This is a genomic window from Flavobacterium xanthum (assembly GCF_900142695.1).
GTDB lineage: Bacteria > Bacteroidota > Bacteroidia > Flavobacteriales > Flavobacteriaceae > Flavobacterium > Flavobacterium xanthum.
The window spans coordinates 22,758-41,803 of the sequence record NZ_FRBU01000002.1 but is presented as its reverse complement, the minus strand read 5'-3'; the positions used below and the strand labels follow the sequence as shown (position 1 = coordinate 41,803).

Here is a 19,046-nt window from a genome sequence, read left to right as displayed (position 1 = left end):
TAGCAAAAGCCTTTTTCAAAAATCAATGTCAAAAATCAATTAGAATTATTTTCCTACCGCTATAAAAATTACTTTTTTGTAATTCTTACAGCTTTTTTACTTTTATTTATCGGTTACACATCCTGTTGATGCACTTGAAACTGATCGGATATACTTTAATAAAACGCCTTTATTTACTTTTAGAGCAGGCTGTACCCATTCTGCCTTTCTTGATGCAAACTCTGCCTCCGAAATCTTCAAGTTGATGGTATTATTCACTGCATCGATAGTAATAATGTCTCCATTCTTGACCAGTGCTATGCCTCCGCCCTCAAAAGCTTCAGGTGTAACATGCCCAACCACAAAACCATGTGAGCCTCCAGAAAAACGCCCGTCTGTAATTAAGGCTACACTTTTTCCAAGTCCTGCACCCATAATGGCCGAAGTAGGCTTAAGCATCTCTGGCATTCCAGGACCGCCTTTAGGTCCGCAGTACCGAATGACGACTACATTTCCGGGTTTAACTTCTCCACTGCGAACGCCTGTAATTACATCCTGTTCATTTTCATAAACGATAGCGTCACCTTCAAAATATTCTCCTTCATTTCCACTAATTTTTGCCACACAACCATCTTCAGCAAGATTTCCAAATAAAATTTGAATATTTCCTGTCGCTTTCAGCGCTTTTTGAATTTCATGAATAACCTCTTGACCGTCGTGCAAATCTGGAACAATAGCTAAATTTTCAGCCAATGTTTTACCGGTAACGGTTAAGCAATCTCCATGTAGCAATCCTTGTTTTAATAAATATTTCATTACCGCTGGTACACCTCCTGCTTCATGTAGGTCTTCCATTAAGTATTTCCCACTGGGTTTCAAATCAGCAAGTAATGGCGTTTTATCACTGATATCTTGAAAATCCTTCAACGTAATTTCTATATCAACTGAATGTGCCATAGCGATCAAATGCATGACGGCATTGGTAGATCCACCTAAAACAGCTACCATTGTTATGGCATTTTCAAAGGCCTGGCGTGTCATGATATCTCTGGGTTTGATATCTTTTTCTAATAAGATTCTAATTGCTTTTCCAGCATCAATACATTCTTGTTTTTTTTCAGGACTTAATGCTGGATTGGATGAACTATAAGGCAAACTCATCCCTAAAGCTTCGATAGCCGAAGACATTGTATTTGCGGTATACATTCCACCACATGCTCCTGCGCCAGGACAAGCGTTTTGAATTACTCCTTTAAAATCCTCTGGAGTAATCGAATTACTGAATTTTTTTCCTAAAGCTTCAAAGGCAGAAACTATGTTCAACGATTCTCCTTTCCATTTCCCAGAATGGATGCTTCCGCCATACACCATAATTGATGGGCGATTCACTCTACCCATTGCAATTACAGAACCAGGCATATTTTTATCACAACCTGGAATAGCAATTAAACCATCATACCATTGCGCACCCATTACAGTTTCAATAGAATCTGCAATGACATCTCTAGAAACTAAAGAAAAACGCATCCCATCGGTACCATTTGAAATACCATCACTGACACCAATCGTGTTAAAAATCAATCCAACTAAATTTTCTTTCCAGACTCCTGTTTTTATTTCACTTGCTAAACCATTTAGGTGCATGTTGCACGGATTTCCTTCGTAACCCATACTAACAATTCCGACTTGTGCTTTTTTTAAATCTTCTTCAGTTAGACCAATTCCATACAACATAGCTTGTGCTGCTGGTTGTGTTTCATCTTGTGTAATGGTTTTACTGTATTTATTTAATTCCATTTTATGTTAATTTGTATGTAATTTATTTTATATGAAAAAGTAGAGTTAACGTTTAACCTCTTAAAGACTAAACTATAGTGGACTGTCCTATGTACACATTATCACTTTTAAAATACAAGTCGTCCTTGCTTAAAATATAATTTGATATAAAGTCTCCTACTTCATTGGTTCCAAATTTTGAATACGGATTTAAATCAGCGGTAACTACATTGAATTCAATTGCTTTTTCAACGGCCTCATATACTCTGCGAGATTCCTCTTGAAGACCAAAATGATCTAAAAGCATGGCTGCTGAGAGTATGGAAGCAATAGGATTTGCAATATTTTTCCTTTTTGCTTCAGGAAAAGAACCATGAATAGGTTCAAAAAGCGCACTAGAATTTCCTAAAGATGCTGAAGGCAACAATCCAATCGCTCCCGTAATTACACTAGCTTCGTCCGATAAAATATCCCCAAATAAATTCTCCGTTAAAATGACGTCAAATTGCTTTGGATTAATAATTATTTGCATCGCTGCGTTATCAACATATATAAAATCTACTGCAACATCTGGATAATTTTCACTAATTTCTTTAACAATTTTTCGCCACAATCTAGAGGTTTCAAGAATACTTGCTTTGTCTACGAGCGTAACTTTTTTTCTTCTTTTTTGAGCAGTTCTGAAGGCTAAATGAGTAATCCGAATAATTTCTTCATCGGAATATTCACATAAATCAGAAGCTAACGTTCCTTGTTCATTGATTTTTTTTTCACTAAAATAGGATCCTCCTGAAATTTCTCTAAAAATAACAAAATCAGTATCTTCAATTATTTTTCTTTTTAAAGGAGATAAATCCAATAAGTCGTTGTAGGGTTTTATGGGTCTAATGTTAGCATACAATCCTAAAGCTTGTCTTAGCTTTAATAATCCTTGAATAGGACTTAAATGAGTATTAGAATTACCATCTTGCTTAAGATCTCCAACAGTTCCAAACAACACTGCATCAGTATTAAGGCAAAGATTTAAAGTTTGGTCTGGTAGTGGCTTTCCTGTTTTTTCAATGGCAACAGCCCCAATCAGTGCATCTTCGAATACAAACTCATGATCGAAAACTACGCCGATGGCATACAACGCTTTTTTTGTCTGTAAAACTACTTCCGGACCTATTCCGTCTCCTGAAAGTACTGCTATTTTTAAGTTCATAATAGTAGGATTTAGATTTTAATGGGAATCAAAATATTTTAATTAAGGAGTAATTCCTTATTCATTTTACAGGCTTCAATGATTTGATGAATATCCGTATCAAGAATCTCTTTTTTAATATCGGCAAACCTTAAAAACTCAAGATAAACAGCATCTAATTGAACTTTTGTAAGTTCATAACCAACTTTTTTGGCTCTGTAAGCCAATGCTGCTCTGCCACTTCTAGCGGTCAGCACTATTGATGATTCATTGACACCAACCTCTAATGGATCCATAATTTCATAGGTAGCTCTATTTTTTATCACGCCATCTTGATGAATTCCTGAACTATGCGCAAAAGCATTGGCTCCCACAATTGCTTTGTTAGGTTGCACCATCATTCCCATGCTTTCAGAAACTAATCTACTCATTTCATTCAGTTGACGCGTATTGATATTGGTATCTAAATTCAAATATGGATGTTGCTTGAAAATCATCACTACTTCTTCTAATGCCGTATTTCCAGCTCTTTCTCCAATTCCGTTTATAGTGCATTCAATTTGTCTAGCTCCATTTATTGCTCCTGCAATTGAATTAGCAGTTGCCATTCCTAAATCATTATGGCAATGACAGGAAAGAATTACATTATCAATACCTTTTACATTTTCTTTTAAATATTTTATTTTGGCTCCATATTCCTCTGGCAAGCAATATCCTGTCGTGTCTGGAATATTAAGAACTGTTGCCCCTGATTTAATCACTTCCTCACAGACTCGAGCTAAAAATTCATTGTCCGTTCTGCCGGCATCTTCAGCATAAAATTCAACATCTTCTACATACGATTTAGCATGCGAAACGGCAAATTTAGCCCTAGCAATTATATCTTCTCTGGTGGTGTTTAATTTGTGTACAATGTGTGATTCCGAAGTTCCTATTCCGGTATGAATTCTTGGTCTTTTTGCATACTTTAAAGCTTGTGCAGCAACATCAATATCATTTTTCACAGCTCTTGTTAAACCGCAAACGATGGCATTTTTAACAACCTTACTTATTTCTGAAACAGATAAAAAATCCCCAGGACTTGAAACTGGAAAACCAGCTTCTATAATATCAACACCCATTTGATCTAATCGATTTGCGATAACTAATTTTTGATTGGTGTCTAACTTACATCCCGGGACCTGTTCTCCATCTCTCAAAGTGGTATCAAAAATTTGAACTTTCTCTCTATTCATTTTCATTTATTTAATGTAATTTCACAACTTCATAACAAAAATATCTTTCATTACTTTAATATAAAATTCAAATTAATGAAATATACTACTTATAAAGCAATCAATAACTTTGTAAACCGCTGAATTATAATATATTATACTACTTTATTTTACAATGGCTAACCATCAAAAAGATTTTCTGTTTGTATTAATTAAATCACTTTCAAAATCTGAAAAAAGACAATTTAAGATTTTTGCAAGTCGATTAGAGACCAGTTCGAATACAAAATTCATTGAATTATTTAATATTTTAGATAAATCAAATGGGTATGATGAGAAGCTAATTTTAAAAAGTGGAATCATTAAAAAAGTGCAATTATCTAATCTAAAATCATATTTATATAAGCAAATTTTGGTTAGCATCCGATTGAATATTCCTAGCCAGAATATTAGATATCAATTGCGGGAACAAATCGATTTTGCTACCATATTGTACAATAAAGGCTTGTACAAGCAAAGTTTGAAGATCTTGGATAAAACTAAAATTCTTGCCTTAGAAAATGATGAAAAATTGATGGCGTATGAAATTGTTGAATTTGAAAAATTAATTGAAGCACAATACATTACCCGAAGTATTCAAGGTCGAGCAGATGAACTGGTAGTTCAGGCAAAAGAGTTGAATTATCGCAATACTATTTCTAGTAAATTATCAAATTTATCACTCCAATTGTATGGCATCATGCTGAAAACTGGATATGTGAAAAGTGACGAAGAGTACACCTATATTGATGATTATTTCAAAAAGCATCTTTCAAAATTTGATGATAAAAAATTTGGTTTCAGAGAGAAATATTGGTTTTATAATGCTAATCTTTGGAGAAGTTTCCTAGTTCAGGATTTTTTATCTTGTTATAAATACGCTTTGAAATGGGTCACCCTTTTTTATGATAATCCCAGCATGATATATCTCAATCCAGTATTTTTCCTTAAGGGAAATCATTACCTGTTGGAATCCCTATATATGTTGAAATACAAATCAAAATTTAAAAAATATTTGGTATTATTAGAAGATACGATAAAAGATCCTCGTTTTCCCGTCAATGATAATATTGCGTCGTTATCATTTCTTTACTTGTATAACAACAAGTTGAATTACCATATTTTGGAAGGTACTTTTTCTGAAAGCGAATATTTAATACCTGAAATACTAAATAAATTAACAGTTCATACGGACCACCTTGATGAGCACCACGAAATGCTATTTTACTATAAATTTGCTTCAATCTATTTTGGAACCGAAAAATATGCAGAATGTATTTTCTATTTAGAAAAAATCATAAACAACAAGAACCTTTCCATGCGCGAGGATTTAATGTGTTTTGCCCGTTTATTAAGTTTGATTGCACATTATGAAATGGGTAACGATTATTATTTAGAAAATCAGTTGAAAAACACCTATAAATTTCTACTCAAAATGAACGATTTGCAAGAAGTGCAAAAAGAAATTATACGGTTCATGAAAAACTTGAACTCCATTTATCCTGGAGATATCAAAAAGGAATTTGTAAAAATGAGAATACGCTTTATTGAATTAGAAAAAAATACCTACGAAAAAAGAGCTTTCCTTTATCTCGATATTATTTCTTGGCTCGAAAGCAAAATTGAAAACCGAAAAATAAGTGACATTATTAAGGAAAAAGCCAAATTGATTAATCGATAAGACTTTAATTGACGAAAGGAGGTTCAAGACCTCCTTTTTAGCAACTTATATTTTTTTACCGTTGAAAAATTAAAAATTATACACTATTTATTACGTTAATTTCTCTGTTCTATAAACAATTGGCGGTTCTTGCAACAATGGTTTAACATTTTCGAAAAACGAAATAAGATACGATTGCTCATTATGAAGCTTTAATCCCGCTTCATTTTCCCAAATTTCGTGAAAAATAAAAATAGTTGACTCTTCCACACTTTGATGTAAATCGTACTGCAAACAAGCAGCTTCTTTAGTTGAATTTTGAACCAAATCCAGTAATAGTGATTTCAATGTTTCTTTACTTTCTGGTTTACTTTTTAGGATAACTGTTAGATTTATTGGCATAATTAATTTAAAAATAGTTGTGTTAAATGGTTTTGATATACTTTAAGATCATTTCCAACATTTGCATTTTTTTCAATGTCATGAAAGTGAATACTTTGTAACGGTTGCATCCCTGTAAAAGCGTTCATTCGGTGAAAACCAAATAACGGTCCTTCATCCACACTGTGCTGATTGAAAAATTCTCCAGGTAAAGTAAAAGCTTCTTTTGGTGCATTCCAAGAGGTCGTCAACATATATTTTTTGCCGTGAAGCATTCCTCCTGTTCCGTAATTAATGGTCGGATTTTCAGCGGAACGTCCATCACTTTTATAAATTCCTTTGGCGTGACCTTCGGTGAAAACCACATCAATATATTTTTTAAAACCTTGTGGCAACTGGAACCACCATAATGGCGTGTGGTAAATGATTACATCTGCCCAAACAAATTTCTCCACTTCAGCAACAGGATTGTAATCGTCATTGATGTTCGTAGTTTTTACTTCGAAATCGCTATTCCTCATAAAAAAATTCAAGGTTTCATTCGAAATGGTTTCATTAAATCTTCCTCCAGAATGGCCAAATTTTTGTCCGCCATTGATTATAAATATTTTTGTCATGATTTGTATTTTTAATTTGATAGTGCAAAGTTAGAACGAGAAAGGCTATTATTAAAATAACTTAATTCATACCTTTGTATCATAATTATAATAGTTATGGTAAATTTAGAGTGGTATCGAACGTTTAAAGCAGTTTATAAAACTGGAACGTTGACCAGCGCAGCGGAAGTATTATTTATTTCACAACCTGGTGTGAGTCTGCATCTGAGTTCCTTGGAAACTTATGTAGGCTATAAATTATTTGACAGAACAGGTCGAAAAATGGTTCCCACCGAAAAAGGAAAAGTACTCTACAATTTCATCATTGAAGCATTAACTAAATTGGAGGAAGCCGAAAAAAATTTTCAACGCAGCACCGAGAAAAATACGCCAACAATAAGTGTGGGAATGTGTTTTGAAACATTCCAAATTACACTGGAACAGTATATTTCGACCTTGCCATTTAATGTGATTATTCAGTTTGGAGATTATCCTGAAATGGTTGAAAATTTAGAAAAAGGAATTCTGGATTTAATCATTACACCACAAATGGTAGTTAAAAATGCCATCGAATATCAAGCATTTTCATCTGAAACTATTGTACTTGTTGGCGGTAGCGAAATTGACGATTTGGAATTCAATTCGGTAGCAAAAAATGAAAATTTAGAAGAAATCGAACTTTGGTTAAAGCAACAAAAATGGTACGGAACTACAGGCGACATGGAACATTTGCGTCGTTTTTGGCAATTAAATTTCAATAAACATCCTGATTTCAGACCTAATTATATTGTTCCAAATCTAAATTCTATTGTACGCTGTTTGAGCATTGGCAAAGGATTAGCCGTTGTTCCTGATTTTCTTTGCCGTAAAGAAATTGACAATGGAACAATCAAACTCATTTGGGAAGGAAAAACACCACTAAAAAACACACTCTACTTTGCAACCAGAAAAAAGACAATGTATGAGGAAGAAATCGCTTTGATTAAGAAAATCTTCATTGAGTTAAACTAAAATTTGTTATTCTGGAAATATATTTTAATTTTATAAATCATTAAATTTTAAACTTATGAATGGATTTTTCAAGACAATACTCGCAGGTTACGGAGCCAAAAAATTAGGCGGTGGCTGTTTTGGCACAATTCTAATTTTTATTATTATCTATTGGATATTAGGTTATTTTTAGAATTAAAACACTAAAAATAACCTAATTATAATTTTAACTATTAGTACGCCAGAAGTTCTTTTAGATCATTTTCAAATCGACCTTTTGGCAAATATTGATCTTCCAATGCTTTTGTAAAGGGAATTGGTGAGTCTAAACTTGCCACGCGTTTAACTGGCGCATCAAGATATTTGAAACAGTTTTCCATTATCATTGCCGAAATATCACTGGCTATTCCACCAAACATGCTGTCTTCTTGATAAATAATCACTCTTCCCGTTTTCTTCACAGATGCGAAAATAGCTTCGGTATCCAAAGGTTGTAAAGTTCTTAAATCCAATAAATCAGCAGAAATTTCAGGATTTTTAGCCAAGGTATCTAAGGCCCAATGTACCGCTGCTCCAAACGAAATAATCGTAACCTGATTCCCTTCTTTCAACAAAGCCGCTTTTCCTAATGGAATCGTGTAATAGTTTTTTGGTACCTCTTGGTAAACACTTCGATATAATTGTTTATGTTCAAAGAATAGTACAGGATTTGGGTCGTTTATAGAAGTATTCAACAATCCTTTCGCATCATACGGAAATGCTGGATAAACTACTTTTAAACCCGGTGTTTTGGTAAACCAAGCTTCATTGGTTTGCGAATGAAAAGGCCCCGCTTGCGTTCCTCCACCACAAGGCATTCGGACTACAACATCGGCTTTTTCTAACCAACGGTAATGTGATTTGGCTAATAAATTGACAATTGGATTAAATCCTGTCGAAACAAAATCGGCAAACTGCATTTCCACAATCGCTTTGTATCCATTAATCGACAATCCCATTCCTGCCGAAACTACTGCACTTTCACATATGGGTGTATTGATGACGCGCTCTTTACCGAACTGCGCTACAAAACCATCGGTGATTTTGAAAGCACCACCATATTCAGCGATATCTTGTCCCATGATTACCGAGTTATCATGACGCTTCATCGATTGTCTCAAACTAGTGGAAATGGCATCTATAAAACGAATATTTTCTTTTTCCTCTGATGGATTAACTTGTTCAAATACATACGGTTTGTAAACATCATTTAGTTCTTCACTTAAAGAAGCCTCAATCTCCGGTTCCGCATTGGCAATAGCCAGACTTTCGTCAATATCCTTTTTTATTTCAGCATGTAAAGCCGCATCAAAATCGGTTGTAAGAACTCCGTTTTCGGTTAAATATTTTCTGTAATTTTCAACTGGATCTTTAATCGCCCACATATCCATTAATTCCTGTGGAACGTATTTAGTGCCACTCGCCTCTTCATGTCCACGCATTCTGAAGGTTTTAAATTCCAATAAAACAGGACGTGGATTTTTTTTCATCGAAGCCTTCAATTCAGATAACAAATTAAAAACTTCCAGAATATTATTTCCATCCACAATATGGCTTTCCATTCCGTAGCCTTTTCCTTTATCAGCAAGGTTTTCGCAACGGTATTGCTCATTCGTTGGAGTTGAAAGTCCGTAACCATTATTTTCAATGACAAACATCACCGGCAATTCCCAAACCGAAGCAATATTCAATGCTTCATGAAAATCGCCTTCGCTTGTTGCTCCTTCACCGGTAAAAACTGCGGTAACTTTTCCGTTTTTCTTTAGTTTATTGGCCAATGCGATTCCGTCAGCTACACCTAATTGCGGTCCGAGATGCGAAATCATTCCAATAATCTTATATTGTTGTGTACCAAAGTGAAAACTGCGATCACGACCTTTGGTAAAACCATTAACTTTGCCTTGCCATTGCGAAAAAAGACGGTACAATGGAATGTCTCTTCCCGTAAAAACTCCTAAGTTCCTGTGCATTGGTAAAATGTACTCATCCGAATCTAAAACTGCTGTGACTCCCACAGAAATAGCCTCTTGACCTATTCCAGAAAACCATTTGGATACTTTTCCTTGCCGAATAAGAATCAACATTTTCTCCTCTATCAACCTCGGTTTCAGTATTCTTTTATATAAATCTAATAATTGATTGTCAGTAAGATTTTTTCTATCGAATATCATTTTTTTAATTTTATTGTATGGTTCAAAGATAAAAAAATATAACAGTTTTGTATTAATTTGTTATATTTTTTCGTGTTGTTTGTAAATTTTAAAATTCAAATATAAAATTATTCTTTACATTTGTATTTGCAAGGTTTTCAACCTTCAAGTTATTAAAAATATTTAAAAGTATGCAAAACATTCCTAGTGTTGACTTGCGTGATTTCCTTTCGGACGACCCGAAACGTAAACAAAAATTTGTAAATGAAATCGGAAGTGCATTTGAAGATATTGGCTTCGTAGCACTCAAAGGGCATTTTTTAAACGACCAGTTGGTTGATGAATTGTATGGTGAAATCAGAAATTTTTTCGCTTTACCTTTAGAAACAAAACACAGCTATGAAATCCCTGGCATTGGCGGACAAAGAGGCTATGTTTCGTTTGGAACAGAGCATGCTAAAGGCAGGAAAGAAGGTGATTTGAAAGAATTTTGGCATTTTGGACAGTATGTTTCTGAAAATTCAAAGTACGCATCAGAATATCCTGAAAACGTTGAAGTAAAAGAACTTCCTCGTTTTAACGTAGTTGGTAAAGAAGCATACCAAATGCTGGAGAAAACAGGCGTTTATGTATTAAGAGCGTTGGCTTTGCGTCTTGGTTTAGATGAATTCTATTTTGACAATTATGCCAAAGATGGAAATTCAATCTTAAGACCTATTCATTACCCACCAATCACATCAGAACCAGCAAACGCAATTCGTGCTGCTGCTCATGGTGATATCAACTTGATTACTTTGTTGATGGGTGCGCAAGGAAAAGGATTGCAAGTACAAAACCACAATGGAGAATGGATTGATGCTATTGCTGAACCAGATGAATTAGTGATTAATGTAGGTGATATGTTATCGCGTCATACCAATAACAAATTGAAATCTACGATTCATCAAGTGGTTAATCCACCAAGAGAATTATGGGGAACTTCCCGTTATTCTGTTCCATTTTTTATGCATCCAGTGAGTGATATGCCGTTGAATTGTTTAGAAAACTGTATTGATGCAGAAAACCCAAAACAATTTGAAGATATTACAGCCGGTGATTATTTATACGAGCGTCTAGTAGATTTAGGGCTTATTAAAAAGTAATTCTTAATATATAGTTCAAGGAAGACATCGAGTTCGCTTGATGTCTTTTTGTTTTTTTACCATTAAGAAATTAAGGTAAATTAAGAGTAGTAAAACTTGATTTTCTTAATTCCTCAATGTTTTTAATAACCAATTAAATTAAAAAAATGGACTTACAAGATCAATTAAAAAATCTTTTTCCAGATCACGAGCCACTTCCTGAAGAAACAGTTGAAGCCGTTCCGCACGAATTATACGTTCAAAAAGAACCTATGATTTGTAAATTCGAAAAGCGAAAAGGAAAAGCGACCACTATAATTGAGGGTTACGAAGGAAGCGACGCCGATTTTAAAATTCTAGCCAAAGAAATCAAAACAAAATTGAGTGTTGGAGGTACTTTTAAAGATGATGCTATCATCATTCAAGGAGATTATCGCGATAAAATAATGATTATCTTAAAGGAAAAAGGATTCAAAGTAAAACGAGTTGGAGGTTAGAAAAGTGGTCAGTGTTCAGTTATTAGTATTCAGTTGAGCAATTTTAAACCTTAAACATCAAACAAAAAAACAAATGATACAATCATCAGAATTAATATTAAATCCAGACGGTAGCGTATACCATTTGAATTTAAAACCAGAACATATTGCTCACGATATCATCTTTGTAGGAGATCAAAATCGTGTGGAAAAAATCACACAGTTTTTTGACAGCATTGAATTTTCAACACAAAAAAGAGAATTCAAAACTCAAACTGGAATTTTCAAAGGCAAACGAATTACCGTAATGTCCACAGGAATTGGCCCTGACAATATTGATATTGTAATCAACGAATTGGATGCTTTGGTTAATATCGATTTGGAAACTCGCCAACCAAAAGAAAATTTGACATCTTTAAATATCATCCGAATTGGAACTTCGGGTTCTCTACAAGCGGATATTCCAGTAGACAGTTTTGTACTATCAAAATTTGGATTAGGATTGGACAACATGCTCCGCTCCTATTTAATTGACGAAGTTTCTAATCTTGAAATGGAAGATGCTTTTGTGAAACACACCAATTGGGATTTACGAAAAGGAAAACCATATGTAATCGCATGTTCCGTAAAATTGGAAAAAATGATAGCAAGTGATCAAATGCACAAAGGAATCACAGCAACTGCCGGTGGTTTTTACGGTCCACAAGGGCGCGTTTTGCGTTTGAATATTCAAGATGAAGCGTTGAATTCTAAAATGGATAATTTCAATTTTGGTGACAACCAAATCACCAACTTAGAAATGGAAACTGCTGCAATTTATGGACTTTCGGCGCTTTTAGGACATAATGCATTGTCATTAAACGCTATAATTGCCAATCGTGCTTCAGGAACATTTAGTGAGGATCCGTACAAAGCCGTTGATGAATTGATTGCGTATACATTGCAGAAAATTGCTTTAGGATAAGCAATGCTAATTTTCAAAATCACATACATTTATAGTTTTAAAAAATAATATAAGCTTTTTTAAAACTACTTTTGTTTTTAGAACAAAACGATAATGAAAATAATTCTTACAGGTGCAACAGGAGTTCTAGGATCTCATATTATGTATGAAATTCTGGAACTTTTCATCAACACTAAAATTGATGGCAAACTTTTTATAATTGCCCGAAATAAAGGAAAAAAATCTTCTTTAGATCGCATAAACGAACTTTTATCGAGCAGTTATACACCAAAAATTATTAAAGACAAAGGCCTAGAAAAACTGCGCGAATACATTGAAATCATTGATACCGATTTGGCTGAAATTCAAGATACTTTTTCAAGCCAAATAAAAGATGCTTATTTTATCCATTCTGCTGGATTCGTGAATTTATCTACTGATGAAGCCCAGCGCGAAAAGATTTTTGATGAAAATACAACCATCACCAAATCTATTTTTCAGCTCTTTCATCCTTTTATAAAAAAATTCATTTATATAGGAACCGCTTTTTCATCTGGAAACCGAAAAGGACTGATCGACAATGATTTTCATAGTTTAGAATTTAAACCGGATCATCGTAATGCGTATGAAAACGCTAAATTCCACTCGGAAAATTTTATAGCACAAGAATGTAAAAAAATAGATTTGCCTTTTCAAATTCTGCGACCAAGTGTGATTGGAGGTAAAATGTTAGGAACTGAAAATCCTTATTTTATTTCAAAATATATGGTTTTTTATCTTTTGGCAAAATTCTTTCACTTTAGTTCCCAGCGAAAAGGAGATCAAGAAAATGTTCGCTTCATTGTGAATCAAGATACAGTTTTGAACATTATTCCTGTCGATTATGTGGCAAAAGTGATCGTAAATACGTTTCAAAGAGATGATATTGAGCAACTTAATATTGTGCACAACAAAAGTTTCAATATGGTAAATGGATTGCAGTTGATTATGAAGGAAGTGGGCTATACTAATTTTACTTTAATCCAAAATTCGAATGACTTTTTATATAAGAATATCATTGAAAAATTGTATTATGAAAGCATTGGCAAACATTTAAACCCTTATTTTACGGCAGCTGCCAACGAATACGATACCACTTTGTTGAACTCCATTCTGGAAATACCAAAACTAGATCAGGAGGCTTTCACCAATATGATTCGGTATGCAAAATTGAATAATTTTAAAGATATTAATGTGTAATTTTAGGAACTAATTCCTGCTATTCGTTGCAAATAAAATTCACTGAACTCAAATAAAAATAAAAGTATGGTGAAGTAATCTTTTCCTTTTTAAAGTAAAAAGGAAAAGGATTTTCACTACTAACAGGGCTAAATTATTAACCATCCAATTTTCAATATAAACATGGATCTTATTTTAGAAACCGACCGCTTAATTTTAAGAGAAATGCTTGTTTCAGATGCCGAAGCATTATTTGAGATGGACAGCAATCCTACTGTACATCAATATCTTTGGAACAAACCATTGACTGATATTAGCGAAGTATATTCCTATGTTGAACTTGTTAGAGCACAATACATTCAAAATAATATTGGGCGATTTGTGGTTGTTTTGAAAGAAACTAATGAATTAATTGGTTGGGCCGGATTAAAATACAACATCGAAATGGTAAATAAAAAGGTTGACTTTTACGATATTGGCTATCGGTTAAACGAAAAATTCTGGGGCAAAGGATACGCCAGCGAAGCCAGTTTTGCATGGTTGGATTATGGTTTTAATGTAATGGGAATCAAAATCATGGAGGCCGCAGCGCATACATATAATATAGCCTCAAACACAATATTACAAAAAATTGGACTGAAAATGACCGAGCAATACCTTGAAGATGCTATTTCTTGGAACTGGTATGAATTAAAAAATCCCAACCTATAATGACTACAATAAAAATCGCAGGCGTTCCAGAACATTTTAATTTACCTTGGCATTTAGCCATAGAAAACGGAGATTTCGAAAAGCAAAACATCGATTTACAATGGACTGATGTTCCCGAAGGAACTGGTAAAATGTGTCAAATGCTTCGTGATGGTGAAACTGATGTTGCGGTCATCCTTACAGAGGGAATCGTGAAAGATATCATTGCTGGAAATCCAAGCAAAATTGTTCAAGTTTATGTCGAAAGCCCTTTGATTTGGGGAATTCATGTAGCAGCAAATTCAGATTATACGGACTTAGCCGACCTAGAAAACACCACAGTTGCTATTTCCAGATTGGGTTCTGGCTCTCAGTTAATGGCATATGTCAATGCGGGTAATCAAGGTTGGAAAACTGAAAATTTACAATTCAAAATCGTTAATACAATTGATGGAGCCGTTGAAGCTTTGACTAACGGAACTGCCGACTATTTTATGTGGGAACGTTTTATGACCAAGCCATTAGTTGACAAAGGCACTTTCCGTCGTGTTGGCGATTGCCCTACGCCTTGGCCTTGTTTTGTAATAGCTGTTCGGAATGAAATATTGGAAAAGCAACCCAAAATTATTTCGGAAATTATCAAAATCATCAATAACGCTACTCAAAAATTTAAGGCTATTCCGGGTATTGAGAAAACCTTAGCATCAAAATACGATCAAAAAATTGAGGATATAGAAGAATGGTTATCGCTAACCAGATGGTCACAAAATACGTTTTCAGAAATAATGTTAAACAAAGTGCAAAATCAACTTTTTCAACTTAAAATTATCGAGAAAAAAGGTACTTTTGATGATATAGTAAAAACAGTATAGAGAACTGTTTTTATCTTTGCTATGATAAAAATAAAAAAAATTAATTTTCAAGGTCTAAAACAGCAATTTCAGGTAAAAAAACCCTGGGATGACGTTATTATTTTTGTCCTGAATATTTTGATTGCAATCCCCGTTTTTATCATTGTACATCAAAATCTAATCAATCCTAATTGGTTTCTAAATATTGATAGAGTAGTACTTTTCATAGTAATGGTAGTTGTTATTCAAATTATTCTACGCTTCCTACGAACCATTATTATCTTTTGTATTATCTTGTATGTATTGGTATTATTTTATGGCTCAACTGTTGGTAATTATGGGTTTAACAGTGTTTTTGAAGATTACAATTCAATACTGTATACAATGTCCGATAATCCTTATCCACAAGATATTATTATTGCGAAACTACTTCCATTTCCCAATAAATCAAAGATTATAAACGCCATAGAATATCAAAATCCAAAAGTTAGAAATTTTGCTATTATGGCTACCTCAAAACATTTTAAAGATGTAAAAGGATATTCTGATTATCGAACGATTATACAGTGCTTCGCCGTTTTCAAAGAGATCAATAGCAGATGGAATTATGTCAGCGACCCAAAAGCCCGTGATTATATTGCTACTGCTACAGAGTCATTACTTTATTTTTCTGGTGACTGTGATGATCATTCCATTTTAATGGCGGCCACAATCAAGTCTATTGGTGGAACTCCCAGACTGATTCATACCACGGGACATATTTATCCCGAAATTTTAATAGGATCTTTGACTGATTTAGAAAAAGTAAATTTTCTAATTAAAAATGTTTTATTTACAGCCGAAAGTAGCAACAAAAAACTCTTTTATCATGTTGACGAGCGAGGTCAAATATGGATGAACCTTGATTACACGGCTACCTATCCTGGCGGACCTTTTTTGTCTGAGGAAATTTTAGGAGCACTAACATTAGATTAATTTGGTGTCTTTTTTGTTTAAATAATTAGAGCTATTTCCTTCAAAAATTATAATTATACGGGCTTTCCGTACCCTTAGTCGTTAATTTTCGCTATCTTAACCAAACTTAAAATTCTTAATAAATTTAATGTTTACTATGGAAAATTCAAAACTCAAAGCCTTTATCCCCCATTTATATCTTGTATGGTCAGACGATCTTTTAAACCAAAAAGAAGTAGTGACGCTGCAAGAGTTTATCGTTTCTCAGCAATGGCTTACCGCAGAAGAAAAGAAATTACTTCTTTCACAGGTGACCGTTTCTGCGCCTCCAGCTAGAGAAATTGTGGCTGATTGGCAAAGACAAATCGAAACTATTCTTCAAGAGAATACCTCCGTTAAGTCTATTTTTGATATTTCTATTTTGCTTGCTAAAAATGATCAAATTTTAAACAACCTCAGACCTGCTTTTGTAAAACTCGAAAATGATTTAGGAATCTCAGGCGAGGAAGCGATGACTGATTTCAAAACGGTTGCAAAGACTTTTACTTCAGATTATGAAACAAACTCTGGATTTGAAATAGAAAAATTAACTCAAATACTAGATGGAAAACAAGCTGCAATTATTAAGAAGGTAAAATCAGTTATTAGCAGACCCGAATTTGCCTATGAAACTTCTACAAATACTGCTGTTTATCGTGAAAAAGTTTATGAATGGTGTAAAATACTCGCAGCAGAAAATTTAGGTAATATGGCTTATCCGAAGCAATATGGCGGTGGCGAAAATATCGCCGATTATTTTGCTATAATGGAAACATTGAGTTATCACGATTTAAGCTTAGTAATCAAGTTTGGTGTACAATTTGGACTTTGGGGAATGAGCGTTCAATCTCTTGGTACAGAAAAGCATTATAGTAAATACTTGAAAGATATTGGTTCACTCCAACTCCCAGGTTGTTTTGCTATGACGGAAACAAATCACGGTTCTAATGTCAAAGGAATGGAAACGACTGCAACCTACAATCATAAAAACCAAACATTTACTATTCATACACCGCACGAAAAGGCACAGAAAGAATATATTGGCAACGCAGCAGTTCATGGACAAATGGCTACTGTTTTTGCAAAATTAATTATTGGTGAAATAGATTATGGGGTGAATGCCTTTATCGTTCCGCTTCGAGATACCAACAGTACAATTTTAGAAGGAATTACTATAGGTGATTGTGGACTTAAAATGGGACTTAATGGAGTCGATAATGGAACTATTCGTTTTGATAATGTAGTGATTCCAAAAGAAAATATGCTAGATCGATTTGCCTCGATTAATGAAAAAGGCGAATTTGAAAGCCCAATTCCTAGCGACAATAGACGCTTTTTTACCATGCTAGGAACTTTGGTTGGAGGCCGAATTGGGATTCCTAGATCTGCTTTGGCTGCAGCCAAATCTGGCTTGACAATTGCCATTAAATACAGCGACAAGCGCAGGCAATTTGGCCCAGAAGGAGGTACAGAAGTTCCCATATTAAATTACCGCATTCATCAACGCAGACTTCTACCGTTGTTGGCAAAAACGTATGCAACCCATTTTGCTTTGCAATACGTTACGAAGCGTTTCATTGATAAAAACGAATCTGAAATGCAGGAAATTGAATCCCTTGCTGCTGGCATGAAAGCCTACTCTACTTGGAATACTACTGCTGTTTTACAAGAATGTCGCGAAGCTTGTGGTGGTAAAGGTTATTTATCTGAAAATCGGATTGATGCCTTAAAAAATGACACCGAAATCTATACTACTTTTGAAGGAGACAATACTGTATTAATGCAATTAGTAGCTAAAAACCGTTTGTCAGAATTTCGAAAATCATTTGGCCAAATGGACGCTATGGGTATAATCAATTATGTTTATGAAAGTGCTAAAACAGTTATTTCTGAAAAAAATCCAATTGTAACCCGAAAAACCGAGGATGCTCATTTAATGGATGGTGAGTTTCATTTGGAGGCTTTTCAATACCGTGAAAAAACGATTTTGGCATCTGCAGCAAAGCGATTAAAAAAACTCATTGATAGCGGATTTGAACCTTACGATGCCTTTAATGTAGTGCAGCATCAAATGATTGATGTGGCTCAAGCCTATCTTGAACGAATTGTTTTAGAGCAGTTTCAAGAAGCCATTCAGACCATAGAAGATCCGAAGAGTAAAAAAATATTGGTAAAATTATATCAACTGTATGCACTTTCACAAATTGAGAAAAACAAGGCATGGTATCTCGAGGACGGTTATATGGAAGCTGTAAAAACAAAAGCCATTCGCAAAATGGTCAATCAACTTTGCTGGGAAATTAGGCCAGATGCTGTTTCTTTGGTAAAAGCATTTGATATTCCTGACAGTTGTCTTGCTGCGCCAATTGCATTTTAAGTCTATAGTTCATCCGTAAAGGGGAAACGAAAAGACCAAACATAGCTTATCGATTTCTTGACAAATTTTGGGGCCCTTATGAAACTGTTCATGCAATGATTTTTCAGGATTTGTAAATACTTTCAGTATATAATAACCAAGGTAAGAGAAAAGTATTCTAAAGTTTATACATACATTTTTAAAATTCCAACAAACACTGCATCAATAGATTCAAAAACAGTTTGACGCTGGTATTATCTGTCTTTACCCTATATAATGAGGCTATTAAAATCATACTAGGTACTGCTATTATTCTGTTTGCTTTTACAACTTGTCGTTTGCAACTTTTTAGTCGGCAATTCCACCTTAGTTTTGTATTAGTGTCCTTTTG

At 34.1% G+C, this 19,046-nt stretch carries 16 protein-coding genes; 10 read left to right on the top strand and 6 right to left on the bottom strand.

The window, feature by feature from the left end:
* Positions 1–102: 102 nt before the first annotated feature.
* From ilvD to BUC11_RS01310, 3 genes are all read right to left on the bottom strand, one after another.
* Positions 103–1,776, bottom strand: a complete 1,674-nt coding sequence (ilvD, locus tag BUC11_RS01320; protein WP_073351126.1) for a dihydroxy-acid dehydratase — start codon at positions 1,774–1,776, stop codon at positions 103–105.
* 67 nt (positions 1,777–1,843) lie between these two features.
* Complete coding sequence (gene leuB / locus BUC11_RS01315) at positions 1,844–2,959, bottom strand: 3-isopropylmalate dehydrogenase (RefSeq protein ID WP_073351124.1); 1,116 nt, start codon at positions 2,957–2,959, stop codon at positions 1,844–1,846.
* Positions 2,960–2,997: 38 nt separating this feature from the next.
* The gene (locus tag BUC11_RS01310; protein ID WP_073351324.1) at positions 2,998–4,173 is read right to left on the bottom strand and encodes a 2-isopropylmalate synthase; all 1,176 of its coding nucleotides are present in this window, start codon (positions 4,171–4,173) and stop codon (positions 2,998–3,000) included.
* Positions 4,174–4,327: 154 nt separating this feature from the next.
* Between BUC11_RS01310 and BUC11_RS01305 the strand changes: the two genes are divergently transcribed.
* The gene (locus tag BUC11_RS01305; RefSeq protein ID WP_073351123.1) at positions 4,328–5,872 is read left to right on the top strand and encodes a hypothetical protein; all 1,545 of its coding nucleotides are present in this window, start codon (positions 4,328–4,330) and stop codon (positions 5,870–5,872) included.
* 90 nt (positions 5,873–5,962) lie between these two features.
* On the opposite strand, the gene BUC11_RS01300 is transcribed toward BUC11_RS01305, so the two are convergent.
* Positions 5,963–6,253, bottom strand: coding sequence for a putative quinol monooxygenase (locus BUC11_RS01300; RefSeq protein WP_073351120.1), 291 nt, complete (start codon positions 6,251–6,253; stop codon positions 5,963–5,965).
* 2 nt (positions 6,254–6,255) lie between these two features.
* A complete protein-coding gene (locus BUC11_RS01295; protein WP_073351118.1) occupies positions 6,256–6,849 on the bottom strand; it encodes an NAD(P)H-dependent oxidoreductase in 594 nt (197 codons plus the stop codon).
* Between the two features lie 96 nt (positions 6,850–6,945).
* Between BUC11_RS01295 and BUC11_RS01290 the strand changes: the two genes are divergently transcribed.
* Complete coding sequence (locus tag BUC11_RS01290) at positions 6,946–7,839, top strand: LysR family transcriptional regulator (RefSeq protein ID WP_073351116.1); 894 nt, start codon at positions 6,946–6,948, stop codon at positions 7,837–7,839.
* Between the two features lie 212 nt (positions 7,840–8,051).
* Here BUC11_RS01290 and BUC11_RS01285 read toward each other — a convergent pair whose 3' ends face one another.
* Positions 8,052–10,028: an alpha-ketoacid dehydrogenase subunit alpha/beta gene (locus BUC11_RS01285; RefSeq protein ID WP_073351114.1), complete on the bottom strand. Its 1,977-nt coding sequence runs from the start codon at positions 10,026–10,028 to the stop codon at positions 8,052–8,054.
* 170 nt (positions 10,029–10,198) lie between these two features.
* On the opposite strand from BUC11_RS01285, the gene BUC11_RS01280 reads away from it, so the two are divergent.
* The 8 genes from BUC11_RS01280 to BUC11_RS01245 all read left to right on the top strand — a co-directional run bounded on the left by BUC11_RS01280 (position 10,199) and on the right by BUC11_RS01245 (position 18,676).
* Positions 10,199–11,149, top strand: a complete 951-nt coding sequence (locus BUC11_RS01280) for an isopenicillin N synthase family dioxygenase (RefSeq protein WP_073351112.1) — start codon at positions 10,199–10,201, stop codon at positions 11,147–11,149.
* 146 nt (positions 11,150–11,295) lie between these two features.
* Positions 11,296–11,625 (top strand): translation initiation factor, encoded by a 330-nt coding sequence (locus BUC11_RS01275; protein WP_073351110.1) that lies wholly within the window; start codon positions 11,296–11,298, stop codon positions 11,623–11,625.
* Between the two features lie 73 nt (positions 11,626–11,698).
* Positions 11,699–12,568 (top strand): nucleoside phosphorylase, encoded by an 870-nt coding sequence (locus BUC11_RS01270; RefSeq protein ID WP_073351108.1) that lies wholly within the window; start codon positions 11,699–11,701, stop codon positions 12,566–12,568.
* A 93-nt stretch (positions 12,569–12,661) separates the two neighbouring features.
* Positions 12,662–13,786 (top strand): SDR family oxidoreductase, encoded by a 1,125-nt coding sequence (locus BUC11_RS01265; RefSeq protein ID WP_073351106.1) that lies wholly within the window; start codon positions 12,662–12,664, stop codon positions 13,784–13,786.
* A 162-nt stretch (positions 13,787–13,948) separates the two neighbouring features.
* Positions 13,949–14,476, top strand: a complete 528-nt coding sequence (locus tag BUC11_RS01260) for a GNAT family N-acetyltransferase (protein WP_073351104.1) — start codon at positions 13,949–13,951, stop codon at positions 14,474–14,476.
* Positions 14,476–15,327 carry a substrate-binding domain-containing protein gene (locus tag BUC11_RS01255; protein WP_073351103.1) on the top strand — a complete coding sequence of 284 codons (852 nt, stop codon included), beginning with the start codon at positions 14,476–14,478 and terminating at the stop codon, positions 15,325–15,327. Before BUC11_RS01260 ends, BUC11_RS01255 begins: the two co-directional genes overlap by 1 nt.
* A gap of 21 nt (positions 15,328–15,348) precedes the next feature.
* Positions 15,349–16,281: a transglutaminase gene (locus BUC11_RS01250; RefSeq protein WP_073351100.1), complete on the top strand. Its 933-nt coding sequence runs from the start codon at positions 15,349–15,351 to the stop codon at positions 16,279–16,281.
* Positions 16,282–16,417: 136 nt separating this feature from the next.
* A complete protein-coding gene (locus BUC11_RS01245; RefSeq protein ID WP_073351322.1) occupies positions 16,418–18,676 on the top strand; it encodes an acyl-CoA dehydrogenase family protein in 2,259 nt (752 codons plus the stop codon).
* Positions 18,677–19,046: the final 370 nt, after the last annotated feature.